The organism is Kluyvera cryocrescens NBRC 102467 (assembly GCF_001571285.1).
In the GTDB taxonomy this organism is placed as follows: domain Bacteria; phylum Pseudomonadota; class Gammaproteobacteria; order Enterobacterales; family Enterobacteriaceae; genus Kluyvera; species Kluyvera cryocrescens.
In genome coordinates this window covers 20994-45696 of record NZ_BCTM01000028.1, presented here as the reverse complement: position 1 = coordinate 45696, position 24703 = coordinate 20994, and the positions used below count along the sequence as shown (strand labels likewise).

Below are 24703 nucleotides of genomic sequence, written 5' to 3'. Positions count from 1 at the left end.
AAAACCTTCCATCTCTGGAAGGTTTTTTTTTATCCGCCAGACTCACCTGTATTCATCAAGCCTGAATCAGTGCCTCGCTATGCTGCTCGCGGTACTCTTTTGGCGTGGTATCGTACTCTTTCTTAAACACCGAATAGAAATACTGCAACGATGGATAGCCGCACATCTGTGATATCTCGTTGATTGAAAGTGAGGTTGACACCAGCAGGCTGCGCGCCTTTTCCAGCTTCTCGCTGTGGATCACCGCATGGATGGTCTCGCCGACTTCTTCCTTAAAGCGCTTTTCGAGGTTAGAGCGGGAGATCCCGACAGAATCCAGTACCTGCTCGACTTTGATGCCCTTACAGGCATTATTGCGGATGTAGTGCATCGCCTGAATCACCGCCGGATCGTTTAATGAGCGGTAGTCCGTAGAGCGCCGCTCCATCACTCGCATGGGCGGCACCAGCACCCGTTGCAGCGGTAGCGTTTCATTATCAAGCAGACGCTGCATCAGCTTTGCGGCCTGGTAACCCATCTGCCGGGCGCCTTGCGCCACTGATGAGAGCGCCACGCGGGAGAGATAGCGGGTCAGTTCTTCATTGTCGATGCCGATAACGCAGAGTTTTTCCGGCACCGGGATATGCAAATGTTCACATGCCTGCAAAATATGGCGTGCACGCGAGTCGGTGACCGCGATAATTCCGGTTTGTGGCGGTAGCGTTTGCAGCCAATCGGCCAGCCGGTTCTGGGCATGTTGCCAGTTCTCCGGCGCGGTTTGCTGGCCTTGATAAATCACGCCGCGATACTTTTCTTTGGCAACGATCTGGCTGAACGCATATTCGCGCTCTTCGGCCCAGCGTTTCCCGCTGGCGGTGGGCAGGCCGTAGAATGCGAAGCGATGAACCCCTTTTTCCTTTAAATGCAAAAATGCGCTTTCAACCAGCGCATAGTTATCGGTCGCAATGTAGTGAACCGGCGGATACTGCTCCTGACGATGATAAGAACCACCAACGCCGACGATAGGAACCACCAACGCCGACGATAGGAACGTTAACGTCGGTCAGCAGCGCCTCGATGGTCGGGTCGTCGTAGTCGGCGATAACACCATCGCCGAGCCATTCCTTAATGTTTTCAATTCGCGCGCGGAAGTCTTCTTCAATGAAGATATCCCACTCTGACTGCGACGCCTGTAAGTATTCGCCGACACCCTCAACGACCTGTCTGTCGAAGGCTTTATTGGCATTGAATAACAGCGTCACGCGGTGACGTTTTCCAAACATGGTTCAGGGTTCCTCGTGAATCATGAGGGGTGTTGCCACTGTTGAGACGGCAACACCACGGCCAGGTAACTACGCGCGTCGTTTGGTGGCGGAGTCCATCCAGACGGCAAGCAATAAAATCGCACCTTTAACGATATATTGCCAGAAAGTGGGGACGTCCATCATACTCATTCCATTATCGAGAGAAGCCATGATAAACGCCCCCATTACGGCACCGGCCACGCTACCGACGCCGCCCGCAAGGCTGGTTCCGCCGATAACGCAGGCGGCGATAGCGTCTAGTTCGGCAATGTTCCCCGCCGATGGCGAACCGGCACCCAGGCGTGAGCTGAGGATCAGCCCGGCGATAGCCACCATCAGACCATTAATGGCGAATACCGCCAGTTTGTTACGCTCAACGTTAATGCCCGACAGACGTGCGGCCTCAATATTGCCACCAATGGCGTAAATGCGTCGTCCGAAGGCGGTGCGCATGGCCATAAACATCCCCGCTAGCATCAGCAGAGTGAGTAGCAATACTGGCGTCGGCACGCCGCGGTAGTCGTTGAGTAGCCAGATAGCGCCGAGCACAATCACCGCTGTCAGCGCCTGACGGCCGACCATTCCGGTGGATGCTGGCGTGGCCAGCCCCAGCGACTGCCGGCGCATCCGCCCTCGCCACTGCCAGGCGACAAACGCCATCAGCCCAATTGCCCCGAAGGTGAAGCCAATCCCATTCGGCAGATAGCTCTGGCCGATTTGCGACATGGCGGCGCTGGTCGGCGAAACCGTGGTGCCGTTGGTAATACCAATCAAGATGCCGCGGAAAGCGAGCATCCCGGCTAGCGTGACGATAAACGAGGGGACTTTGCGGTAGGCAACCCACCAACCGTTCCATGCGCCAAGTACCAGGCCCATGGCCAGCGTCACAACGATGGTGAGCGGCAGTGGCCAGCCAAGCCAGACGTCAAAAATCGCCGCCGCCCCGCCCAGTAGACCCATCATGGAGCCCACGGACAGATCGATTTCGGCGGAAATAATGACAAATACCATCCCCACCGCCAGGATGCCGGTAATGGCGGTCTGGCGTAGCAGGTTAGAGACGTTACGCGCACTCAGATAGGCACCGTCGGTAGTCCAGGTGAAGAACAACATGATCGCGACGATCGCAGCGATCATCACGAAAACCTGTAAATTCAACGATTTCAGCCGCAGCGCCGGGGCAGTCGCGGGGGCGGCCAGTTTGAGTTCAGACGGATTGTTTTTCGACATGGCGTTCGCTCCTTAAGGCGGCTTCCATCACATGTTCCTGGGTCAGGTTATGGTTCACCAGGTTGGCTTTGAGCTTTCCTTCGTGCATCACCAGCACCCGGTCGCTCAGACCCAGCACTTCTGGTAACTCCGAGGAGATGACGATGACGGCGATGCCTTGCTGCACCAGTTGGTTGATGAGTTTGTAGATTTCGTATTTGGCACCGATATCGATCCCGCGCGTCGGTTCATCGAGGATCAGGATGCGCGGATTCAGCAGCAGGCAGCGAGCCAGAATCGCTTTCTGCTGATTTCCGCCGCTCAAGCGCCCAATCGCCAGCTCGGGTGAAGAGGTTTTTACCTTCAGGCGCTGGATGGATTGCAAAATGCACTGCTGCTCTTTTGCGTCGTCGAGGCTGCTCAATGCACCGCTGAAATCGTTAAGCGCGGCGAGGGTAATGTTTTTGCCTACCGCCATGACCGGCACGATGCCGTCCTTTTTACGGTCTTCCGGCACCATGGCGATACCATGAGCGATGGCCTGCTGACAGTGACGGATTTCGACCGGCTGGCCATCAATGAAAATTTTACCTTCCCAGCGGCCGCGCCAGACGCCAAACAGACACTGTACGGCTTCGGTACGACCTGCACCGACAAGCCCGGCAATGCCGAGGATCTCACCGCGCTTCAGGGTAAATGAAATATCGTTAACGCGTTTAATATGGCGGTTCACCGGGTGCCAGGCGGTCAGATGCTCCACGCGCAGGATTTCATCTCCCGTCGTGTGGGGTTCGTTGGGATACAGAGCCGTCAGCTCGCGGCCGACCATCATGGTGATGATGTCATCCTCGCTCATGCTGCTGGCATCGCGAGTGCCAATATGCTGACCATCGCGGATAACGCAGATGGTGTCTGAAATGGCTTTGACTTCATTAAGCTTGTGCGAGATATAGACGCAGGCGATGCCGTGGTGTTGCAGGTCGCGAATAATATCCAGCAATACCGCGGTCTCCTGCTCGGTGAGCGAGGCGGTGGGCTCATCGAGGATCAACAGCCGTACTTGTTTATTCAGCGCCTTAGCGATTTCAACCAACTGCTGCTGGCCGAGCCCTAAGTCACCTACCCGCGTATCCGGCGAAATAGCGAGGTTGACCTGGGCCAGCAGTTTCTCGCAGCGCAGGGTCATCGTGTCGTAATCGAGCACCCCGTGGCGGCTGATTTCTGCACCAAGGAAGATGTTTTCCAGCACGGTGAGATGCTTAACCAGTGCCAGTTCCTGGTGAATGATGGCGATCCCTTTACGTTCGGTATCGCGAATATGCGTGGGCTGGAGAGTCTCTCCGGCGAAAATAATCTCACCCTCGTAGCTACCGTGAGGATAAATCCCGCATAGCACCTTCATCAGCGTCGATTTGCCGGAACCGTTTTCACCGCATAGAGACACCACCTCGCCAGGATTTAAGCGCAGGCTGACATTATCGATAGCCTTAACCGCGCCAAAGGTTTTGGTGATGCCCTTCATTTCGAGTAAATATGGCATATGTGTTCGTGCTCCACGTTAACCTGACCAGCGGCTCTTATCGCCGGCCGAGCCGCCCCAGCGCTGGGCTGGGGCATGCCATTTAGAGTTCGCTTTTCTTATGGAAACCATCTTTTACGACGGTTTCGTCAATATTGCTTTTATTGACTTCAATCGGGGTCAGCAGGCGGGATGGCACATCTTTCAGGCCGTTATTCAGCGTGGCATCGGCTTTTGGCTGCTGGCCATTGCCCAGTTCGACGGCAATCTCCGCGGCGCTGTTTGCCAGCAGGGTGATCGGTTTATACACGGTCATGGTCTGTGTGCCGTTCATGATCCGTTTGATGCCCGCAAGGTCAGCATCCTGACCAGAAATCGCCACTTTGCCCGCCAGCCCCTGGGCGCTCAGTGCCTGGATGGCACCACCGGCAGTGGCATCGTTTGAAGCGACAACGGCATCAACTTTGTTATTGTTTGCCGTCAGTGCGTTCTCCATGATTTTCAGCGCATTTTCCGGCAGCCAGCCATCAACCCATTGATCGCCGACGACTTTAATTTTTCCTTCATCAATATACGGCTTAAGAACCTTCATCTGACCGGCGCGGAAAAGTTTGGCATTATTATCAACCGGTGAACCACCCATTAAGAAATAATTCCCCTGAGGGACTTGATTAACCAGACTTTGCGCCTGCATTTCACCGACTTTTTCGTTATCAAATGAAATATAGAAATCAATATCCGCATTATTAATCATACGGTCATAGGCTAATACTTTAATGCCTTCTTGCTTGGCTTCTTTAATTACGTTGCTAAGTACCTGGCCGTTATAAGGAATAATAACGAGAACATCAACGCCGCGATTGATCATATTTTCAATCTGCGACATTTGCGTCTCTTCGTTGCCATTTGCCGACTGCACAAAGACTTTTGCGCCGAGCTGTTCGGCTTTATTCACAAAGATATCGCGGTCTTTCTGCCAGCGTTCAAGACGCAGATCGTCAATAGCCATGCCGATTTTAACTTCTTTGGCACCACTGGCCATGCTGGTCAGGAGAAGCGATGCGCAGAGTGTGAGGCAAAGGTTCTTTATCTTCATAATCATAATGCCTTCTGTAGGGATAGGTGGTGAGATTGGCGATAAAAGAAACAGAAATGACTTAACACGCAGCAAATTCTTAACATGTAAATAGCGTCTGGCAATTACAGATTTTTATCTTGCCATTACGATATTTCGTTTAATTGCTAATTTATGACCGCGATCTGATTTTCATTTTGTTAAATGAAAAAATTAACCACGAGCAGGAAGTGTTTCCCTTTTTATTTTGGGAGCCAGCGCACATTTGTGGATTCTCTTAATAGCAGTGTGAAATAACGTAATTGAGCAACGGCAATTCCGTATTCAGTATGACTACACGAAGTATTCCTCGCCGCGTGTCAGATTATGGAGTTCATTATGCAAGCTTATTTCGACCAACTGGATCGTGTTCGTTTCGAAGGCCCAAAAACCGAAAACCCGCTGGCTTTCCGCCACTACAACCCGGATGAGCTTGTACTGGGTAAACGCATGGAAGACCATTTGCGCTTTGCTGCCTGCTATTGGCATACGTTCTGCTGGAACGGTGCAGATATGTTCGGCGTCGGTTCGTTTGACCGTCCATGGCAGCAGCCGGGCGAAGCCATTGAGCGGGCAAAACGCAAAGCTGACGTTGCTTTTGAATTCTTCCACAAGCTGAACGTACCTTACTACTGCTTCCACGATGTCGACGTTTCACCGGAAGGCGCAAACCTGAAAGAGTACCTGAATAACTTTGCTCAGATGGTTGATGTGCTGGCGGAAAAACAGCAGCAGAGCGGCGTTAAGCTGTTATGGGGGACGGCAAACTGCTTCACGAACCCACGCTATGGTGCCGGTGCGGCGACCAACCCGGACCCGGAAGTGTTCAGCATGGCGGCCACGCAGGTGTTCACCGCCATGAATGCGACCCATAAACTGGGCGGCGAAAACTATGTGCTGTGGGGGGGCCGTGAAGGCTACGAGACGCTGCTGAATACCGACCTGCGTCAGGAGCGCGAGCAGATTGGCCGCTTCATGCAGATGGTGGTTGAGCACAAACACAAAATCGGATTCCAGGGCACGCTGCTGATTGAGCCAAAACCGCAGGAACCAACCAAACACCAGTATGATTACGATGCGTCAACGGTGTATGGCTTCCTGAAACAATTCGGTCTGGAAAAAGAGATCAAGCTGAATATCGAGGCTAACCATGCAACGCTGGCGGGCCACTCTTTCCATCACGAAATCGCCACCGCCATCGCGCTGGGCCTGTTTGGTTCCGTCGATGCGAACCGCGGTGACCCACAGTTGGGCTGGGATACTGACCAGTTCCCGAACAGCGTCGAAGAAAACGCGCTGGTCATGTATGAAATCCTCAAAGCAGGCGGCTTCACCACCGGCGGGATGAATTTTGATGCCAAAGTTCGTCGCCAGAGCACCGACAAATACGACCTGTTCTATGGTCATATCGGCGCAATGGATACCATGGCGCTGTCGCTGAAAGTAGCGGCCCGCATGATTGAGGGTGGCGAGCTGGATAAACGCGTCGCTAAACGCTATGCCGGCTGGAATGGCGAGCTGGGCCAACAAATTCTGAAAGGCCAAATGTCACTGCAGGAACTGGCGAAATACGCCGAGCAGCATCAGTTGGCGCCGCAGCATCAGAGCGGCCACCAGGAGCTGCTGGAAGGGTTGGTAAATCATTACCTGTTCGACAAATAAGGCGTGAGTCTTGCAGTATAAACAATGCCCGGGAGCGTAAGCTTTCCGGGCATCGTATTCATTAAAGGAGCAGTCGCGATGTATATCGGCATAGATCTCGGAACCTCCGGCGTAAAGGTGATTCTGCTTGATGAGCAGGGCAGCGTGCTGGCTTCACAAACGGAAAAATTGACGGTCTCCCGTCCCCATCCTCTTTGGTCTGAACAGGATCCTGAACAGTGGTGGCAGGCGACAGATCGCGCCATGAAAGGGTTAGGCCAGCAGCATAGCCTACAGGGTGTGAAAGCGCTGGGGATTGCCGGGCAGATGCACGGTGCAACTCTGCTGGATAAACAGCAGCGCGTGCTGCGTCCGGCGATTTTGTGGAACGACGGTCGCTGTGCCGAGGAGTGCCAACTGCTGGAAGCGCAGGTGAAAAACTCGCGGCAAATCACCGGCAATCTGATGATGCCGGGCTTCACGGCGCCGAAGCTTTTGTGGGTGCAGCGCCATGAAGTAGAAGTCTTCCGCCAGGTTGATAACGTGCTGTTACCCAAGGATTATCTACGCCTGAGAATGACTGGTGATTTTGCCAGCGATATGTCTGACGCGGCAGGCACAATGTGGATGGACGTGGCAAAGCGCGACTGGAGCGATGCGATGCTCTCCGCGTGCGGATTAACCCGCGATCATATGCCGGCGCTATTTGAAGGTTGTGATATTACCGGCCACCTGCTGCCTTCGGTCGCCAGCGCCTGGAACCTGCCTGCGGTGCCGGTCGTGGCGGGCGGCGGTGACAATGCTGCCGGTGCGGTTGGCGTGGGAATGGCGGATGCCGGACAGGCGATGCTGTCGCTGGGGACATCGGGGGTCTATTTTGCCGTCAGCGAAGGTTTCCTGAGTAAACCAGACAGCGCAGTGCACAGTTTCTGCCATGCCCTACCGGGGCGCTGGCATCTGATGTCCGTGATGTTGAGTGCCGCATCTTGCCTGGATTGGGCGGCGAGGCTCACAGGGTTGGGGACCGTTCCGGCACTGATTGATGCGGCTCAAACGGCCGATGTGAGCGCCGGGCCGGTGTGGTTCCTGCCGTACCTTTCCGGCGAGCGCACGCCGCACAACAATCCACAAGCGAAAGGGGTGTTTTTTGGTCTGACCCATCAACACGGCCCGGCTGAACTGGCGCGTGCGGTGCTGGAAGGGGTGGGGTTTGCGCTGGCAGATGGGATGGACGTTGTTCATGCCTGCGGCGTAGAGCCAAAGAGTATTACTCTTATCGGCGGCGGCGCACGCAGCGCCTACTGGCGTCAAATGCTGGCGGATATCAGCGGTAAACAGCTTGATTATCGTACCGGTGGCGATGTGGGCCCGGCGCTCGGCGCCGCGCGTTTGGCGCAACTGGCGATTCGTCAGGACTCGTCATTTGCGGAGTTGTTGCCACAGTTAGCGCTGGAGCAGGCACACCATCCTGATGCTGAACGGGTGGCTTACTACGCCCCGCTACGCGCAACCTTCCGCCAGATCTATCAGCAACTGTTGCCGTTAATGTGCTGATATCCCTGATAACCCGTCCTCTCGGGGGCGGGCTTTCCATGCTTCACCCCAGGCTTCATATCGATATTTCACATTGATGAATTCTGAAACTGCTGTTTTTCTTTGCGGTGGTGCAGTGAAAATTATCGCTCTGCTCATAATGGTGATGTTATGGATGAGGGAGAGACATCATGAGGGATATCCTTAAATCACCACGCCTAGCGCTAATTGTCGGCGTTTTACTGTATCTTTTTTTCCTTTGGCGCGCGTGCCCCCAGCTGGAAGATAAAGGATATTTTCTGGCGATACTGACGTTGGGGATTTTTGCCATTGTCGCTTACCGGCAGCCGGTGTCGCCGCCATTTGAAAGACTGTGTGGTCTGGTGCTGTTACTCGCCGCTGGGCTGCTGCTGGTGGGCGTGATGAATATGCCGCTCGCGTTGGCCTATAAAGGGCTATCGGTCGCGGCATGGTTTATCTGCATGTATGCCACGTCCGCGTACTCGCAGCCATCGTTGCCGCAAATCAGCTAACCAGCCGGCGCTTATCCACGCGCTGTAAGGCGAGCGAGAGCAGCAGGCTGCCGGCGAGCGTGGCGGCAAATACCCAGAGAATATCCAGTGCCGCCCAGTTTTTGAGATCGAGATTCCAGCTGCGTAGCGCATAAATAATAAAGGCGTGAAAACCGTAAATGCCGAGCGAATGGCGGGAAATGAGCCCAAGCCCCGGGAGAACACGTTGATTCAGCGTGTTCTTAACCACCATGAACAGCGCGGTTGCGCTGATAAAGACCATCGGCCCGCAGTAGACATACCAGGTGTCGGCAAAATTACCGCGCCACTGCAGCTCATAAAGCGTTCCTCGTGAAATACCCCATACCGCCGCGATAAACAGGAGACCGCAGATCCACGTTAGCGATTTGCGGTGGGTTTCCATCATGCCCAGCGCGCGGCCCAGCAATCCGTACAGTACGTAGTAGAAGGTATCGCCGTTGATATACAGGTTGACTGGCAGCCATTTCGCCCCATCACTGCTGAGCGAAACCGTATTGGGGTTAGCCACAATGCCAATCACCACCATCAATGCCAGCAGCATTTTCCCACCGATAGCTTTGACCTCAATCAGCGGGGAAACCAGGTATATCACCATGATGGCGAAGAAAAACCACAGGTGATAGAAAATTGGTTTTTGCAGCACGTTTTTTAATGATGCTTCCACGCTAATGTGGGTAAAGGTGGCAATAAAAATCAGCGCAATGGCGCTGTAGAATAATAGGCACAGGGCAATGCGCAGGAAATGGCGTGGCTGCGCGCTGCGCGGACCAAAAAAGAGAAAGCCTGAGATCATAAAAAACAGCGGCACGCTGACGCGAGAGGCAGAATTCAATACGTTAGCTAAATCCCAGCTCAGCGGGCTGATTGTATGGGGATTGGTCACAAACCAGGTGGTGGTGTGAATCATCACCACCATCAGACAGGCAATTCCGCGTAGGTTATCAATCCAATTAATCTTTGCTTGCATCAGATGCCTTTTTCCTGGCTATTAATAGATATTCAGACTCGCCTTAACTGGCGCAATTTCACTGGATAATTCTGAGTTTTCCGCCCCATGCTTGTAGAGTCGCAACGAGATTCGCACAATGCGGTGGCATAAAGGGGTACAGCCTAAAATAACCGCCCGGAAATAGAAATAATGATGATGAAGTCTCTCCCGTTTTTGCTGGCTGGTATATTGCTGGTCGGTTGCTCGACGGCGGAACCGCCGGTGGTACAAAAAACGCAAAGTGCCAGAGTTAATCCCGCGCTCTCGCTGGAGATGGAACAGCTGTGCAAAAATAATGCGGCGCAGCGCTATAATACGGCGGCGCAAAAAATTGATGTGACCGGTTTTGAACGTTTCCAGGGGAGCTATGAGCTGCCGGGATATACGGCGAACAATGAAAGCTTTGTCTGCTCTTTTGATGCCGACGGGAGTTTTTTGCATCTCTCAATGCGCTAGAACGGGCGAGAATGCCGTAATAATCGGCCCGTTTTCTTCAATTTTCCCTAAACAACCCCGTTTCATACTGTATATCTCGCAGCCAGCGGGTATACTGGATCCTTCCTTTAAATCCACACGTATCCAGCACGAAATCATATGCAAAAGTTTGATACCAGGACCTTCCAGGGCCTGATCCTGACCTTACAGGATTACTGGGCTCGTCAGGGCTGCACCATTGTTCAACCACTGGACATGGAAGTTGGCGCGGGCACTTCTCACCCAATGACATGCCTGCGTGCATTGGGCCCAGAGCCAATGGCAACAGCCTACGTGCAGCCATCCCGTCGTCCAACCGATGGCCGCTATGGCGAAAACCCGAACCGTTTACAGCACTACTATCAGTTCCAGGTAGTGATTAAACCGTCTCCGGACAACATCCAGGAGCTGTACCTCGGGTCTCTGAAAGAGCTGGGTATGGATCCCACCATTCACGATATTCGTTTCGTGGAAGATAACTGGGAAAACCCAACGCTGGGTGCCTGGGGTCTGGGTTGGGAAGTGTGGCTGAACGGTATGGAAGTGACGCAGTTCACCTACTTCCAGCAGGTCGGCGGCATGGAATGTAAACCGGTGACCGGTGAAATTACCTACGGTCTGGAACGTCTGGCGATGTACATCCAGGGCGTTGATAGCGTTTACGACCTGGTCTGGAGCGATGGCCCGCTGGGTAAAACCACCTACGGCGACGTGTTCCACCAGAACGAAGTGGAGCAGTCCACCTACAACTTCGAATACGCCGATGTGGACTTCCTGTTCACCTGCTTCGAGCAGTACGAGAAAGAAGCTCAGCAGCTGCTGGCGCTGGAAAATCCGCTGCCGCTACCTGCATACGAGCGTATTCTGAAAGCCGCCCATAGCTTTAACCTGCTGGATGCGCGTAAAGCCATCTCCGTCACCGAGCGTCAGCGCTATATCCTGCGCATTCGCACCCTGACGAAAGCAGTGGCAGAAGCTTACTATGCTTCCCGTGAAGCCCTTGGCTTCCCGATGTGCAACAAGAATAAATAAGAGGCGGCCATGTCTGAGAAAACTTTCCTGGTGGAAATCGGCACTGAAGAGCTGCCACCAAAAGCACTGCGCAGCCTGGCTGAATCCTTTGCTGCGAACGTGACCGCAGAGCTGGATAATGCTGGCCTCGCGCACGGTAAAGTTGAATGGTTTGCTGCGCCGCGTCGTTTGGCGCTAAAAGTAGCAAATCTGGCGGCTGCACAGGCAGATCGCGAAGTTGAAAAGCGCGGACCGGCGATTGCCCAGGCGTTCGACGCGGAAGGTAAACCGAGCAAAGCAGCTGAAGGTTGGGCGCGCGGCTGTGGTATTACCGTTGATCAGGCCGAGCGTCTGACCACCGATAAAGGTGAGTGGCTGCTGTATCGCGCGCACGTGAAGGGCGAAAGCACCGAAGCGCTGCTGCCGAACATGATCGCGACCTCGCTGGCGAAACTGCCTATTCCAAAACTGATGCGCTGGGGCGCGTCCGACGTGCAGTTTGTGCGTCCGATTCACACCGTGACCCTGCTGCTTGGTGATAAAGTCGTTCCTGCAACCATTCTGGGCATCCAGTCCGATCGCGTGATTCGTGGCCATCGCTTTATGGGCGAGCCGGAATTCACCATCGACAATGCCGATCAGTACCCGCAGATTCTGCTGGAGCGCGGTAAAGTCATTGCTGACTACGAACAGCGTAAAGCCAAAATCAAAGCGGACGCTGAAGAAGCGGCGCGCAAGATTGGCGGTAACGCCGATCTGAGCGAAAGCCTGCTGGAAGAAGTGGCCTCCCTGGTGGAATGGCCGGTTGTTCTGACGGCGAAATTCGAAGAGAAATTCCTTGCGGTTCCAGCCGAAGCGCTGGTTTACACCATGAAGGGCGACCAGAAGTACTTCCCGGTTTACGATAACGCGGGCAAGCTGCTGCCAAACTTCATTTTCGTTGCCAACATTGAATCGAAAGATCCGATCCAGATTATCTCCGGTAACGAAAAAGTGGTTCGTCCACGTCTGGCGGATGCCGAGTTCTTCTTCAATACTGACCGTAAAAAACGTCTGGAAGATCATCTGCCGCGTCTGCAAACCGTTCTGTTCCAGCAACAGCTCGGTACGCTGCGTGATAAGACCGATCGTATTCAGGCGCTGGCTGGCTGGATCGCCGCGCAGATTGGTGCTGATGTGAATCACGCTACTCGTGCAGGCCTGCTGTCCAAATGTGACCTGATGACCAACATGGTCTTCGAGTTTACCGACACTCAGGGCGTGATGGGCATGCACTACGCGCGTCACGATGGCGAAGCGGAAGATGTGGCTGTTGCCCTGAACGAGCAGTATCAACCGCGCTTCGCGGGTGATGATCTGCCGTCGAACCCGGTAGCTTGCGCAGTCGCGATTGCCGATAAGATGGATACCCTCGCGGGTATTTTCGGTATCGGCCAGCATCCGAAAGGCGACAAAGACCCGTTTGCGCTGCGTCGTGCGGCGCTCGGCGTGCTGCGTATTATCGTTGAGAAGAACCTGAATCTCGATCTGCAGACGCTGACCGAAGAAGCGGTACGCCTGTACGGTGACAAGCTGACTAACGCGAAGGTGGTGGATGAAGTTATCGACTTCATGCTCGGCCGTTTCCGCGCCTGGTATCAGGACGAAGGCTATACCGTCGATACCATTCAGGCGGTACTGGCGCGTCGTCCAACGCGTCCGGCGGACTTCGATGCTCGTATGAAGGCGGTTTCCCACTTCCGTACGCTGGAAGAGTCTTCCGCGCTGGCTGCGGCCAACAAGCGCGTGTCGAATATCCTCGCGAAGTCTGACGAAACGCTGAATGACATCGTTCACGCGTCCGTGCTGAAAGAAGCGGCGGAAATTAAGCTGGCAGGTAATTTGGTTGTTCTGCGCGATAAGCTGCAGCCGTACTTTGCGGAAGGCCGTTACCAGGAAGCGTTGGTTGAACTGGCATCCCTGCGTGAGCCGGTGGATGAGTTCTTCGAAAACGTGATGGTTAACGCCGAAGACAAAGATGTGCGTATCAACCGTTTGACCCTGCTGTCTAAACTGCGCGATCTGTTCCTGCAAGTTGCGGATATCTCCCTGCTGCAGTAATTGTGTTTGCGTGTGAAAAACCTGCCTTCGGGCAGGTTTTTTTATGTCTGTCATCGGATGCGTGCCTAACGCGGGGAACCGAATCGCTTTTTTCAATTGAGACGTTAAGGGCGGTTTTAAATTTCACACATATGATTTACCATATGTGTCTGACTCCTGAAAGGCGAAGTGAAATGCTCCAACCAGTGCAACTTTTCAAAATTTTGTCTGATGAAACGCGGCTTGCCATCGTTATGCTGCTCAGAGAGTCTGGCGAGCTATGCGTTTGCGATATCTGCGCTGCAACGGCAGAATCTCAGCCTAAAATATCCCGCCATATGGCTATCTTGCGTGAGTCTGGGCTCGTCCTCGATCGCCGACAGGGGAAGTGGGTTTATTATCGCCTGTCGCCGCATATGCCCGCCTGGGCTGCGGACACCATCACCACATCCTGGCAGTGCCTGCGTGATGAGATAAGTGAATGGCTGAAAAAATCAGCCTGCACGTCCTGCTAAGTCTAAAACACATACACATAATCATATGTAATGGAGCGTTAAATGTTGTTGGCCGGAAGTATCTTCTTACTGACGCTGGTGCTGGTTATCTGGCAGCCCAGAGGGTTGAATATCGGCTGGAGTGCCAGCATTGGCGCGGTGTTGGCGCTGGTGACTGGCGTTATCGGTGTCGGTGACATCCCCGTGGTCTGGAATATTGTCTGGAATGCAACGGCAACATTTATCGCGGTGATCATTATCAGCCTGCTGCTCGATGAGTCCGGCTTCTTTGAATGGGCGGCGCTGCATGTTTCTCGCTGGGGGAAAGGCCGTGGGCGTCTACTGTTTAGCTGGATTATTTTGCTGGGGGCGGCCGTCGCAGCGTTATTTGCCAACGATGGTGCGGCACTGATCCTGACGCCCATTGTGATTGCCATGCTGTTGGCGCTAGGTTTCAGCAAGGGCACGACGCTGGCTTTTGTCATGGCCGCAGGGTTTATCGCCGATACTGCCAGCCTGCCGCTGATTGTTTCCAATCTGGTCAACATTGTCTCGGCGGATTTCTTTGGCCTAGGCTTTACGCAGTATGCTTCGGTCATGGTCCCTGTGGATCTTGCGGCAATCGCCGCCACGCTGGTGATGCTGCATCTGTTCTTTCGTCGGGATATCCCGGCGACCTATGACGTTGCGCTGCTGAAGGCCCCCGCCAGCGCGATAAAAGATCCGGCGACGTTCAAAACGGGCTGGGTTGTGCTGCTGTTTCTGCTGGTGGGTTTCTTTGTTCTGGAGCCGATGGGCATTCCGGTCAGCGCGATCGCCGCGACCGGGGCCGTTGTTTTGTTTGTGGTGGCGAAAAGAGGCCATGCTATCAACACGGGGAAAGTGCTGCGCGGCGCGCCCTGGCAGATCGTCATTTTCTCACTGGGTATGTATCTGGTGGTCTACGGCCTGCGCAACGCTGGGCTGACGGATTATCTGTCGGGGGTACTGAACGGGTTGGCGGATAACGGATTATGGGCGGCAACGTTGGGTACCGGCTTCCTGACCGCGTTCCTCTCATCGGTGATGAATAATATGCCAACGGTGCTGGTCGGCGCCTTGTCGATTGATGGCAGTACGGCTTCAGGCGTCATCAAAGAGGCGATGATCTATGCCAACGTCATTGGCTGCGATTTAGGCCCTAAAATCACCCCGATTGGCAGCCTGGCGACACTACTATGGCTGCATGTTCTGTCGCAGAAAAATATGAAGATCACCTGGGGTTATTATTTCCGCACCGGAATTGTCATGACCCTACCGGTACTCTTTGTCACTCTCGCCGCGCTGGCGCTGCGGCTCTCTGTCTCTTTGCCGTGAGATACTGATATGAGCAACATCACGATTTATCACAATCCAGCCTGCGGAACATCGCGGAACACGCTGGAGATGATCCGCAACAGCGGTAGTGAACCAACGATAATCCACTATCTTGAAACACCGCCTTCCCATGATGAACTGGTAAAACTTATTGCCGATATGGGGCTAACGGTGCGCGAGGTGTTGAGAAAAAATGTGGAACCTTATGAACAGCTTGAGCTGGATGACGATCGGTTTAGCGATGAGCAGTTAATCGGTTTTATGCTTCAATTTCCTATTTTGATCAACCGGCCAATCGTCGTGACGCCGATGGGTACCCGGCTATGCCGTCCGTCCGAGGTGGTGCTGGATATTCTTCCTGAATCTCAGCGAGGGGCATTCAGCAAGGAAGACGGTGAAAGGGTGGTTGATGACCACGGGAAAAAGATAAAACCATCGCGTGAGTAAAAAATAGCCTTGAATTCGTCAATGCAATGCGTTTATCCTTTGCGGCGACGAATCCCTCGTCTCACTGAGGCACACTGAAAATGGACAAACACACCTGCTGAATTCGGATCCTTGCTAAGCAGCACGCTGCGAGCAGGGGTGATATTGATTTCATTCAGGAGTGCTTATGGCCCATTGTGCGCAATCCCCTTCTTTTATTTTGCATCAGGTTTCCTGTCAGTTCGCGACGGGTGACACCCTTTTTGGCCCGCTGAATCTGTCGCTGGACAAGTCGCAGTGCGGGCTCGTCGGCCGTAACGGCGTTGGTAAAACCCGGCTTCTGCGCCTGCTAGCCGGCGTGGATATCCCGTCCGCTGGCCATATCGAAGTTATCTCTTCACATGCCTATGTGAGCCAACAGCATGAACTCTTTGCGCAAACCACACTGGCTGAGTTTTTGGGCTATGCCCCGATTTTCTCGGCCTTATACCGCCTTGAGCGGGGTGATGCATCGGCGGAAGATATCGAGGCTCTGGATGGATTTTGGGATCTGCCGGTGCGGCTAAACGCCGCGTTTCAGGAGGCAGGACTGGGGGACGTTGCTCCACAGCGGCTAGCCTCATCCCTCAGCGGCGGCGAGCGCATCAAGGCGTTGCTGTGCGCGGCATTTATCTCAGGTGCCGATTATCTCCTGCTGGATGAACCCACTAACCATCTGGACAGCCGCGGGCGAGAATGGCTCTACCGGCAGCTTGAAGGCTGGCGCGGTGGTGCACTCATAGCCAGCCACGATCGTCAGTTGCTGGCGCGTATGCCGCGTATTCTCGAACTGACGCCAACGTCATTACGCAGCTACGGGGGTAACTTCGCCGATTACCAACAGCAGCGTGACGCGGAGCAATCAGCGGCGCGTTCTGCACTTGAGCATGCCGCGACTGAGCGCCGGCGCACCCGGGCGCGGATGCATAAAGAACACGATGATTGCCAGCGACGCTCCGCAAAAACCCTTCGCACGGTGGACAGTTTGAATATTGCATCGTTTGAGAAGGTGAAATACAAAGGTGCCGCTCGCGAGCGCCCCGGAACCTTGCTGCGTCAGCATCGCGAGCAACATGCCGCGCTGGACAGTGCGGTCAGGCAGGCACGGGAACGGGTTGAAGATGATAATCCGGTACTGTTTACGCTACCGGGCAGCCACGTTGCGGCGGGGAAGCAGATTTTCGCATTGCAAGCGCTGCAACTGGCACATCAGACGCACCAACCGCTTGATTGGCAGGTATCGGGCCCGATGCGGGTGGCGATACGCGGTCCAAATGGCTGTGGGAAAACGACGTTGTTGAAAACGCTGGCTGGGCTGGAGGCCCCATTATCCGGGGAGTGCCAGCTCTCGGTCTCCGCCGCCTGGTTAGATCAGCACCTGACGCAGTTGGATTTATCACTGTCGGTAGTCGACCATCTTCGTGCGGATGACACGCCGTTGGATGAGGGAATGATGCGTACCCGATTGGCTCAGCTGCAGCTTGGCGCCAATAAGGTGCATTTACCCCTGGCGCTGCTCAGCGGGGGCGAGCGCTTAAAGGCCGCATTGGCCTGCGTGCTCTGGCGACGAGAATCGACCCAGCTTTTATTACTGGATGAACCCACTAACCATCTGGATTTGGCATCGGTGCAGGCAATTGAGTCTGCGCTGGCTGATTTCCCTGGGGCGATGCTGGTGGTGTCTCATGATGAGGCGTTTTTGCAGGGGCTTAAATTGACGCATTGCCTGGCGTGACAGGAAACTGGCTGGTGCTTTACTGAGGTATAGATAAAAAAAATCCCCGCCGTAAGGCAGGGATTTCGAATTCTTAGCGGCGTTAACTTACAGGGAAGTTACGTTGCCAGCTGCTGGGCCTTTAGCGCCGTTCTCGATGGTGAAGGAAACTTTCTGACCTTCATCCAGAGATTTGTAGCCATCGTTCATGATAGCGGAGAAGTGTACGAATACATCTTTAGAACCGTCATCAGGAGTGATGAAGCCGAAACCTTTATCAGCGTTGAACCATTTTACGATACCAGTCATTTTACCGGACATAGAAATTACCTTTAAATATTTAGTGAGCCTTACGGCATTATGGCATGCTTTACAGAATTTAAAAGCGTAAAGAAAATGTCGCTACGAGGGGTACCAATGGATAACCTTGAAGGGAACTGCTTTACTCACTGCTTTGTGGTCTGTACGTCAAACCGTGCATGCATTAACGCACACTTCTTATCTGGAAAGCAAACGTTATCCGCATAAGTTTTAGGATGCCGCTTCGTTTGTCTGACAATGTTTTTAGTTTAATTAATTGAAAAATATAGTGTTAATTTGATTTCCGCGAAGTGTAAAAAAATGTCATTTAGCCCCGGCAGCGGTCCTGCCGGGGCTAAATTCATACTTTTTGCGCGGATTCCGGCAGAGAAACTGGGGCGTCGTCAGCGTGATTTACCTGACGTTTGCTGGCCGCATACTTGATCATCAGCGCAATGGCCGACAGTACCGCAGGGATCGCCAGCAGGGCGAAAATGGTTTTAAAGGAGAGCTCGGCCTGCATCAGGAATGCGCCGCTGAAAGCCCCTAAAATGCCGCCAAAACGCCCGAGACCCAGCATCCAGGCAACGCCCGTCGCACGGCCCTGAGTGGGATAAAAGCCCGCCGCTAGCGCCGGCATGGAGGATTGTGCGCCGTTCATAATGGTACCAGCGATAAACACCATCACTCCCATGAGTACCAGGCTATCCGTTGAGAAGCCGACGAGGCAAACAAAGACGCCGGTGAGCAGATAGCCAACCGCGACCACTTTATTCGGGTTGATCTTATCCATCAGCGCACCGAGCACCAGAACGCCAATTCCACCACCCAGTGGGAAGAGGGCGGTGATAACCGACGCCTGGCTTAATGTTGCACCGGTTTCACGGATCAGCAGCGGCAGCCAGCTGGTCAGCAGATAGAAAATCAACAGCCCCATAAAGTAGGTCAGGCACAGCATGATGGTTCCGACCAGATAGCGTGGCGAGAAGATGACACCAAGTGCGGACTGGTCTTTGACCTGCCCTGCTTCCTGTAAGACAAACTGCGTGTTTTCCGGCAGCGGCGCAATACGGCGCAGAATGCCCGAAATCTGCTGTTGGGACTTGTTTTTCACCGCCAGATAACGCGCCGACTCCGGAAGCAAGAAAATCAGTGCGACGGCAAGCGCCAGCGGCATCACGCCGCCGAGGATGAGCACACTCTGCCAGCCGTAATGCGGGATCATCCAGGCAGAAATAAACCCTCCCATAGAAGAGCCAATCGGGAAACCGACGAACATTAAATTCACCAGCAGCGCGCGGCGACGTTCCGGTGCGTATTCGCTCATCAACGTGGCGGCATTTGGCATCGCCGCGCCCAGCCCAAGGCCGGTTAAGAAGCGCAGAATGGTCAATTGCGTTAACGATGTGGCAAAGGCGGTAATCAAACTGAAGCCGCCAAATACCAGAATCGACAGCACCAGCACCTTTTTACGCCCGATGCGATCGGCCATGGGGCCAGCGGTCAGGGCCCCAAACGCCAGTCCAACGAGTGCGGCGCTCATGACGGGGCCAAGGTCAGATTTCTGCACGCCCCATTCCTGAACCAGGTCAGAGGCGATAAAACCGATGATGGCTGTATCGAACCCGTCCATAGCGACGGTGACGAAGCACAGCACCAGTATCATCCACTGGTATTTTGAGAAGGGATGGCGATTGATAAAAGCCTGAATATCCGTGGTTGTTTGTGTTGTCATGCGGTAATTCCTGCTAAGCGATGTGAGAGAGCCGGATTGATATCTCTTGTCTCTCTCTCGGGTATCGAGACGGTTGGGCGATAATCGAACGTAATGTCGTTAATCGTTCATTCAATAAAATCACTTACCCGCGCTTCTCACAATGCATCGCCAAACGGAAGTGTGCGATTATCGTTCTCCTGACCGTAAAGACTGTTGGGAATGGATATAAAATTCATTTATATCATTTGTTTAAATGATTATTCATCGGCAGGATTCATTGCGATAAATGTGATGAGTGCAACACCTCATTAACAATCTTGCAGAAGCCGTGGGGAACGTGTGAAAAAGGTATCTTGCGGCGCGGCTCTGGACTATCCTTGTCACCGTTAGGCACGCGTGTGCCAGTTTGCGCTTTTTTTGGCTGAAGGAGTAAGAAAATGGCGACAGGAAAGTCCTGCTCTCGCTGGTTTGCGCCTATTGCGGCGTTATTGATGGTTGTTAGCCTGAGTGGGTGTTTTGATAAGGAAGGCGATCAACGTAAAGCATTCGTCGATTTCCTACAGAATACGGTAATGCGTGGCGGCGAACGCCTGCCGACGCTGACAGCCGATCAGAAAAAACAGTTCGGCCCGTTTGTTTCCGACTATGCCGTCATTTATGGCTACTCACAGCAGGTGAGCCAGGCGATGGACGCAGGTTTACGCCCGGTAGTGGATAGCGTGAACGCGATTCGCGTGCCGCAGGATTATATGACCCAGCGTGAGCCGCTGCGTCAGGCCAATGGTTCACTGAACGTCCTGAGCCAGCAGCTGCAGAATGCGAAAATGCAGGCGGATGCGGCGCACGCTGCGCTGAAACAGGCTGACGATCTGAAGCCGGTGTTTGACCAGGTGTACAGCAAAGTGGTGACCGCGCCGTCCGACGCGCTGCAGCCGCTGATTCCTGCTGCCCAGATCTTCACTCAGCAGCTGGTGCAGGTGGGTGATTTTGTCGCTCAGCAAGGCACTCAGGTGAGCTTTGTAGCGAACGGCATTCAGTTCCCGACCTCACAGCAGGCAAGTCAGTACAATACGCTGATTGGGCCGCTGGCATCGCAGCATCAGGCATTTAGTCAGGCCTGGACTGCGGCAGTGAACGCGACCAAATAAGTATTCATGCAGCCCGGCGTCCGCCGGGCTGTTTCGTTTTACCCCGCGACCTGCGGGTTCACGCAGTTTTTCTCTACTTTTCCCTGCAGCGCATCAATCAGGTTATCCACCGCACAAGCCGCCATGTTGTAGCGCGTCTCGTGAGTCGCGGAACCAATATGCGGCAGCGCCACCACGTTCGGCAACTTCAGCAGCGGTGAGTCAACCGGCAGCGGTTCCTTCTCGAATACGTCGAGGCCGGCGGCATGGATCTCACCATTTTGCAGCGCGGCAATCAGCGCATTTTCATCCACCACCGGGCCGCGGCCGGCATTAATAAAGATGGCGGAGGACTTCATGCGGGCAAACTGCTCGGCACCAAACAGGTGATGCGTCTCTTCGGTTAGCGGCAGGATCAGGCAGACAAAATCCGCCTCTTCCAGCAGGGTATTTAAATCGCAGTAGCGGGCGTTAAAACGCTCCTCTGCCTGCGGATGCTGGCGTCGTGCGTTGTACAGGATTGGCATGTTGAAGCCGAAATGGGCACGCTGCGCCAGCGCCATCCCAATACGGCCCATCCCGACGATGCCCAGCGTTTTATGGTGCACATCCACTCCGAACCAGTCCGCACCAATCCCCTTGGTCCATTCGCCCGCTTTCACCCGCTCGGCCACTTCCACTACGCGGCGGGCGGAGCTTAACACCAGCGTCATGAGCGTGTCGGCGACGGTCTCGGTCAGGACGGTTGGCGTGTGCATCAGCAGTATGCGGCGCGCATTCAGCGCGTCCACGTCAAAGTTATCGTAACCTACGGAGATAGTTGAGGTTGCACGCAGCTTAGGCATCTTCTCCAGCAGGGCGGTATTGACGGCTTCACTGGAGCCGAGCAGGCCTTCAGCCTCGGCAAAAGCCTGGTGATGTTGCGCGACGGTTTCCGGACGCAGGTTAGCCACCTGAGTCACGGTAAAATGTTCTTCCAGGCGATGCAGTAAATCGTCAGGTAACGCTTTATAGAGAATAATGGACGGCTTCATGCGAATCTCCGTAAGTTAAAATTTAAGCGTGGCGTGCGCCAACCGGTAGCTGTTGATTATTAGCAGGCTTAACAATCAGAGTTAGCCATACTGAGGCAAAAAGCGCTACCCCCATAAAAATGTATGATGCGGACGGGCTACCGGTCGTGCCGTTGAGGTAGCCGACAAACCATGACCCCAGGAACGAGCCCAGTGCGCCCATACTATTAATTAATGCCATTGCGCCCCCGGCAACGTTGCGTGGCAGCATTTCAGGAATGATGGCGAAGAATGGGCCATACGGGGCATACATGGCGGCGCCGGCGATGACCAGCAGGGTATAAGAGAGCCAGAAGTTATTGGCACCCACCGCCCATGAACCAATGAAGGCAAAGGCGGCAATCAGCAGCAGTGGCCAGACGAACAGCTTACGATTTTGCAGTTTATCGGAGGCCCAAGACACCACAATCATCGCCACCGTGGCCGCCAGATAAGGAACGGAAGAGAGCCAGCCGACTTCAACCATACCTAAGTTGGCGCCGCCGCTGCGGATGATCGATGGCAGCCACAGGACAAAACCGTAAACCCCAATGCTCCAGGTGAAATATTGCATGCACAGCAGTATCACGTTGCGTGAGCGGAAGGCCTCGCCATAGTTACGCACCGCTTTGATCCCCTGCTGCTCGCGCTCAAGCTGCGCCTGCAAAGCTGCTTTCTCAGACTCGCTCAGCCAGCCTACCTGCGACGGTTTGTCTTTGACCAGTACCCACCAACAGAATGCCCAGATGACCGCCGGGAAACCTTCGATGATGAACATTTCGCGCCAGCCGAGCGCCTGGATAAGGTAGCCGGAAACCACCGACATCCACAGCACCGTCACCGGGTTGCCGAGGATCAAGAAGGTATTGGCCCGCGAGCGTTCCGATTTCGTAAACCAGTTGCTGATATAGATGAGCATCGCCGGCATCACCGCCGCTTCGACGACCCCAAGGATAAAGCGGATGGCGGCTAAGGCCGGAATGTTGCTGACGATCCCGGTTAGCGAGGCGCAGGCGCCCCATAAAATCAGGCAGACAAAAATCAGCTTGCGCACGCTGCGGCGCTCAGCATAAATCGCCCCAGGGATTTGGAAGAAGAAATAGCCGAGGAAAAAGAGGGCACCTAGCAGGGAGGAGATCCCTTTGGTAATGCCCAGATCTTCGTTAATACCGGCTGCGGAGGCGAAACTGAAGTTCGCGCGGTCAAGATACGCCAGGCTATACGTGATAAACACGATGGGCATGATGTACCACCAACGTTTTGCTGCATTTGTTGAGCTGTTCATAGGCCTGCCTCTATTATCGCTTTGCCGCCGCTGCATGTAGGGTACAGGGAGGCGGTTATCGTTACGTGACGCTATTCACCTAACGCTTCACGTGTGGGTAATCCTTCGCTGTCGCCCTGAACCTGAATGGCCAGTGCGCCAATTTTGTTCCCGCGGCTGACTGCCTCCTGCAGCGTGCGACCTTCCAGCAGCGCGCTGATAACGCCCACCGCAAAGCCATCGCCAGCCCCAACGGTATCGACCACGTGCTCGACTTTTACCGGCGGCACGCTGCCCTGTTCGCCGTCGGCGGTTTTATACCAGGCTCCATCGGCGCCGGTTTTCAGCACCACCGCGTTGACGCCGCGTTGCAGATAGAAATCGGCAATACCGTCCAGAGTTTGCTGGCCGGTTAAGATCATCCCTTCTTTTAAACCCGGCAGAACCCAGTCGGCCTGGAATGCCAGCGCATTGAGTTTTTCGACCATCTCCGCTTCGCTCTTCCACAGCACGGGCCGTAGATTCGGATCGAAGGAGATCGTTTTGCCCTGGACTTTCATGGCATGGGCGGTGTGCTCCAGCAGTGCATAGGAGCTGGCGGAGAGCGCCGCCGCCACGCCGCTTAAGTGGAGATGGCGGGCGCTCGTAAAGAACGACGCGTCGTAATCATCAACGCTCAGGTGGCTGGCTGCTGAGCCTTTACGGAAATACTCCACAATGGGATCGGTTCCATTTTCGACTTTAGATTTGAGCTGAAAGCCCGTTGCGTGATGTGGATCGACGGTAACGCCATGGCTATCAATGCCCTCTTTTTTCAGGGAATTCAGGACAAAACGGCCGAAACTATCGTTGCCGACGCGGCTGACCCAGCCCACTTTCAGGCCCAAACGCGCGAGGCCGGTGGCGACGTTAAGTTCTGCCCCCGCGACGCGCTTAATGAATCGTTCAACCTCTTCCAGATCGCCGGTCTGTGAAGCGACAAACATCGCCATTGCTTCGCCTATGGTGATGACATCCAAAGAATTTTTCATTATTACTCCTTGCGTAACAGTTCGACGTAGCGACGAGTGACCTTGGTCAGATCGTCCCCTTCCAGCGGGAACTCGATACCGCGCGGTACGTCGATAGGCAATTGATTCAGCAGCTGTAGCCAGCGAGCGTCCGCCTGGTCGGGCGGGATTACGCGATAACTGTCGCGATGCGCTACAGCGGCTTTGACGTGGATATAGCCCACGGATGGGGCCAGCTGTTCGGCGGCGGCTTCCGGCGTATCGCCGACCCACAGCCAGTTGCCCATATCAAAGGTGAGCTGCACGGGCAGTTTTTGCGTATGGCAAGCGGCGTTAAAGCGCTGCATGGGCGGCAGTCGCCCGCAGACGGTTTGATCGTTCTCCACCACCAGTTTCATCCCGCTGCTTTCCAGCCAGTCCCGCAGAGTTGTGAACTGAAGCGCGTTGGCGAAGTGACCGAGGGACACTTTCAGCCACAGCGCGTTGAGCGTTTTGGTTTCCTGAAGCAGCGCTGGAAGTTGGGGATTGAGGGTGCCATCGGGCATAAACAGCGGCTCAGGGGCGGAATAGCAGGCCAGCAGGCCTGCAGAAGCCATCGCCGCTGCCAGTTGGGGAAGCGCCTGTTGTTCGGCAGGGGTGAACATTTCGCGGCGAATTTCTACGCCGTCAGCCCCCGCATTGGCGATAATCGGCAGCATGGCGACTTGCCCGCCTGCCGCACGTACCGAGTCGTAGCCATAAGCGGCAGTGACCACCATGATTTTTCTTTGCATAGGGACTCCAAATCCAGCGCTCTTTC

The 24703-nt window shown here is 54.5% G+C and carries 21 protein-coding genes and 1 pseudogene; 11 read left to right on the top strand and 11 right to left on the bottom strand.

Annotated features, from left to right (window positions below; genetic code table 11):
• Positions 1-55: 55 nt before the first annotated feature.
• From xylR to xylF, 4 genes and pseudogenes are all read right to left on the bottom strand, one after another.
• Positions 56-1262 (bottom strand): annotated as a pseudogene (gene xylR, locus KCR01S_RS18435) (D-xylose utilization transcriptional activator XylR).
• A 69-nt stretch (positions 1263-1331) separates the two neighbouring features.
• The gene (xylH, locus tag KCR01S_RS18430; protein ID WP_061284532.1) at positions 1332-2513 is read right to left on the bottom strand and encodes a xylose ABC transporter permease XylH; all 1182 of its coding nucleotides are present in this window, start codon (positions 2511-2513) and stop codon (positions 1332-1334) included.
• A complete protein-coding gene (locus KCR01S_RS18425) occupies positions 2491-4032 on the bottom strand; it encodes a xylose ABC transporter ATP-binding protein (protein WP_061284531.1) in 1542 nt (513 codons plus the stop codon). Before KCR01S_RS18425 ends, xylH begins: the two co-directional genes overlap by 23 nt.
• Before the next feature lie 82 nt (positions 4033-4114).
• Positions 4115-5107, bottom strand: coding sequence for a D-xylose ABC transporter substrate-binding protein (gene xylF, locus KCR01S_RS18420; RefSeq protein ID WP_061284536.1), 993 nt, complete (start codon positions 5105-5107; stop codon positions 4115-4117).
• Positions 5108-5464: 357 nt separating this feature from the next.
• On the opposite strand from xylF, the gene xylA reads away from it, so the two are divergent.
• From xylA to KCR01S_RS18405, 3 genes are all read left to right on the top strand, one after another.
• Entirely contained in the window at positions 5465-6787 is a 1323-nt protein-coding gene (xylA, locus tag KCR01S_RS18415; protein ID WP_061284530.1) for a xylose isomerase, read from the top strand.
• A gap of 78 nt (positions 6788-6865) precedes the next feature.
• A complete protein-coding gene (gene xylB / locus KCR01S_RS18410) occupies positions 6866-8320 on the top strand; it encodes a xylulokinase (protein ID WP_061284529.1) in 1455 nt (484 codons plus the stop codon).
• Between the two features lie 170 nt (positions 8321-8490).
• Positions 8491-8832 carry a YiaA/YiaB family inner membrane protein gene (locus KCR01S_RS18405; protein WP_061284528.1) on the top strand — a complete coding sequence of 114 codons (342 nt, stop codon included), beginning with the start codon at positions 8491-8493 and terminating at the stop codon, positions 8830-8832.
• On the opposite strand, the gene KCR01S_RS18400 is transcribed toward KCR01S_RS18405, so the two are convergent.
• Positions 8825-9820 (bottom strand): acyltransferase, encoded by a 996-nt coding sequence (locus KCR01S_RS18400; protein ID WP_061284527.1) that lies wholly within the window; start codon positions 9818-9820, stop codon positions 8825-8827. The genes KCR01S_RS18405 and KCR01S_RS18400 overlap by 8 nt on opposite strands.
• Before the next feature lie 171 nt (positions 9821-9991).
• On the opposite strand from KCR01S_RS18400, the gene KCR01S_RS18395 reads away from it, so the two are divergent.
• From KCR01S_RS18395 to KCR01S_RS18365, 7 genes are all read left to right on the top strand, one after another.
• Complete coding sequence (locus tag KCR01S_RS18395; protein WP_061284526.1) at positions 9992-10297, top strand: YsaB family lipoprotein; 306 nt, start codon at positions 9992-9994, stop codon at positions 10295-10297.
• 138 nt (positions 10298-10435) lie between these two features.
• Positions 10436-11347, top strand: a complete 912-nt coding sequence (glyQ, locus tag KCR01S_RS18390; protein WP_061284525.1) for a glycine--tRNA ligase subunit alpha — start codon at positions 10436-10438, stop codon at positions 11345-11347.
• 9 nt (positions 11348-11356) lie between these two features.
• Complete coding sequence (gene glyS, locus KCR01S_RS18385) at positions 11357-13426, top strand: glycine--tRNA ligase subunit beta (RefSeq protein WP_061284524.1); 2070 nt, start codon at positions 11357-11359, stop codon at positions 13424-13426.
• Positions 13427-13599: 173 nt separating this feature from the next.
• Entirely contained in the window at positions 13600-13920 is a 321-nt protein-coding gene (locus KCR01S_RS18380) for a transcriptional regulator (protein ID WP_061284523.1), read from the top strand.
• A 42-nt stretch (positions 13921-13962) separates the two neighbouring features.
• Entirely contained in the window at positions 13963-15255 is a 1293-nt protein-coding gene (locus tag KCR01S_RS18375) for an arsenic transporter (RefSeq protein WP_061284522.1), read from the top strand.
• Positions 15256-15264: 9 nt separating this feature from the next.
• Complete coding sequence (gene arsC / locus KCR01S_RS18370; protein WP_061284521.1) at positions 15265-15702, top strand: glutaredoxin-dependent arsenate reductase; 438 nt, start codon at positions 15265-15267, stop codon at positions 15700-15702.
• Positions 15703-15868: 166 nt separating this feature from the next.
• Positions 15869-17455, top strand: a complete 1587-nt coding sequence (locus KCR01S_RS18365) for an ABC-F family ATP-binding cassette domain-containing protein (RefSeq protein ID WP_061284520.1) — start codon at positions 15869-15871, stop codon at positions 17453-17455.
• A gap of 87 nt (positions 17456-17542) precedes the next feature.
• Here KCR01S_RS18365 and cspE read toward each other — a convergent pair whose 3' ends face one another.
• Together cspE and KCR01S_RS18355 are read right to left on the bottom strand one after the other, a co-directional pair.
• Positions 17543-17755, bottom strand: a complete 213-nt coding sequence (cspE, locus tag KCR01S_RS18360) for a transcription antiterminator/RNA stability regulator CspE (protein WP_061284519.1) — start codon at positions 17753-17755, stop codon at positions 17543-17545.
• A 340-nt stretch (positions 17756-18095) separates the two neighbouring features.
• Positions 18096-19469, bottom strand: coding sequence for an MFS transporter (locus KCR01S_RS18355; protein WP_061284518.1), 1374 nt, complete (start codon positions 19467-19469; stop codon positions 18096-18098).
• Between the two features lie 419 nt (positions 19470-19888).
• Here KCR01S_RS18355 and KCR01S_RS18350 point away from each other — a divergent pair, with 419 nt between their 5' ends.
• Positions 19889-20599 carry a DUF3053 domain-containing protein gene (locus KCR01S_RS18350; protein ID WP_052282959.1) on the top strand — a complete coding sequence of 237 codons (711 nt, stop codon included), beginning with the start codon at positions 19889-19891 and terminating at the stop codon, positions 20597-20599.
• Between the two features lie 38 nt (positions 20600-20637).
• Here the strand turns inward: KCR01S_RS18350 and ghrB are convergent, their stop codons facing one another.
• The 4 genes from ghrB to KCR01S_RS18330 all read right to left on the bottom strand — a co-directional run bounded on the left by ghrB (position 20638) and on the right by KCR01S_RS18330 (position 24677).
• Positions 20638-21612, bottom strand: a complete 975-nt coding sequence (gene ghrB, locus KCR01S_RS18345) for a glyoxylate/hydroxypyruvate reductase GhrB (RefSeq protein ID WP_061284517.1) — start codon at positions 21610-21612, stop codon at positions 20638-20640.
• A 22-nt stretch (positions 21613-21634) separates the two neighbouring features.
• Complete coding sequence (locus KCR01S_RS18340; protein ID WP_061284516.1) at positions 21635-22915, bottom strand: MFS transporter; 1281 nt, start codon at positions 22913-22915, stop codon at positions 21635-21637.
• Between the two features lie 71 nt (positions 22916-22986).
• On the bottom strand, positions 22987-23925 hold the full coding sequence (locus KCR01S_RS18335; protein WP_061284515.1) for a sugar kinase: 939 nt from the start codon (positions 23923-23925) through the stop codon (positions 22987-22989).
• 2 nt (positions 23926-23927) lie between these two features.
• Positions 23928-24677, bottom strand: coding sequence for a sugar phosphate isomerase/epimerase family protein (locus KCR01S_RS18330; RefSeq protein WP_061284514.1), 750 nt, complete (start codon positions 24675-24677; stop codon positions 23928-23930).
• Positions 24678-24703 lie beyond the last annotated feature (26 nt).

Excerpts from the sequence above, each read along its gene's own strand:
- xylH (WP_061284532.1), bottom strand. The coding sequence starts at position 2,513 with ATGTCGAAAAACAATCCGTCTGAACTCAAACTGGCCGCCCCCGCGACT.
- KCR01S_RS18425 (WP_061284531.1), bottom strand. The coding sequence starts at position 4,032 with ATGCCATATTTACTCGAAATGAAGGGCATCACCAAAACCTTTGGCGCG.
- xylF (WP_061284536.1), bottom strand. The coding sequence starts at position 5,107 with ATGAAGATAAAGAACCTTTGCCTCACACTCTGCGCATCGCTTCTCCTG.
- xylA (WP_061284530.1), top strand. The coding sequence starts at position 5,465 with ATGCAAGCTTATTTCGACCAACTGGATCGTGTTCGTTTCGAAGGCCCA.
- xylB (WP_061284529.1), top strand. The coding sequence starts at position 6,866 with ATGTATATCGGCATAGATCTCGGAACCTCCGGCGTAAAGGTGATTCTG.
- KCR01S_RS18405 (WP_061284528.1), top strand. The coding sequence starts at position 8,491 with ATGAGGGATATCCTTAAATCACCACGCCTAGCGCTAATTGTCGGCGTT.
- KCR01S_RS18400 (WP_061284527.1), bottom strand. The coding sequence starts at position 9,820 with ATGCAAGCAAAGATTAATTGGATTGATAACCTACGCGGAATTGCCTGT.
- KCR01S_RS18395 (WP_061284526.1), top strand. The coding sequence starts at position 9,992 with ATGATGATGAAGTCTCTCCCGTTTTTGCTGGCTGGTATATTGCTGGTC.
- glyQ (WP_061284525.1), top strand. The coding sequence starts at position 10,436 with ATGCAAAAGTTTGATACCAGGACCTTCCAGGGCCTGATCCTGACCTTA.
- glyS (WP_061284524.1), top strand. The coding sequence starts at position 11,357 with ATGTCTGAGAAAACTTTCCTGGTGGAAATCGGCACTGAAGAGCTGCCA.
- KCR01S_RS18380 (WP_061284523.1), top strand. The coding sequence starts at position 13,600 with ATGCTCCAACCAGTGCAACTTTTCAAAATTTTGTCTGATGAAACGCGG.
- KCR01S_RS18375 (WP_061284522.1), top strand. The coding sequence starts at position 13,963 with ATGTTGTTGGCCGGAAGTATCTTCTTACTGACGCTGGTGCTGGTTATC.
- arsC (WP_061284521.1), top strand. The coding sequence starts at position 15,265 with ATGAGCAACATCACGATTTATCACAATCCAGCCTGCGGAACATCGCGG.
- KCR01S_RS18365 (WP_061284520.1), top strand. The coding sequence starts at position 15,869 with ATGGCCCATTGTGCGCAATCCCCTTCTTTTATTTTGCATCAGGTTTCC.
- cspE (WP_061284519.1), bottom strand. The coding sequence starts at position 17,755 with ATGTCCGGTAAAATGACTGGTATCGTAAAATGGTTCAACGCTGATAAA.
- KCR01S_RS18355 (WP_061284518.1), bottom strand. The coding sequence starts at position 19,469 with ATGACAACACAAACAACCACGGATATTCAGGCTTTTATCAATCGCCAT.
- KCR01S_RS18350 (WP_052282959.1), top strand. The coding sequence starts at position 19,889 with ATGGCGACAGGAAAGTCCTGCTCTCGCTGGTTTGCGCCTATTGCGGCG.
- ghrB (WP_061284517.1), bottom strand. The coding sequence starts at position 21,612 with ATGAAGCCGTCCATTATTCTCTATAAAGCGTTACCTGACGATTTACTG.
- KCR01S_RS18340 (WP_061284516.1), bottom strand. The coding sequence starts at position 22,915 with ATGAACAGCTCAACAAATGCAGCAAAACGTTGGTGGTACATCATGCCC.
- KCR01S_RS18335 (WP_061284515.1), bottom strand. The coding sequence starts at position 23,925 with ATGAAAAATTCTTTGGATGTCATCACCATAGGCGAAGCAATGGCGATG.
- KCR01S_RS18330 (WP_061284514.1), bottom strand. The coding sequence starts at position 24,677 with ATGCAAAGAAAAATCATGGTGGTCACTGCCGCTTATGGCTACGACTCG.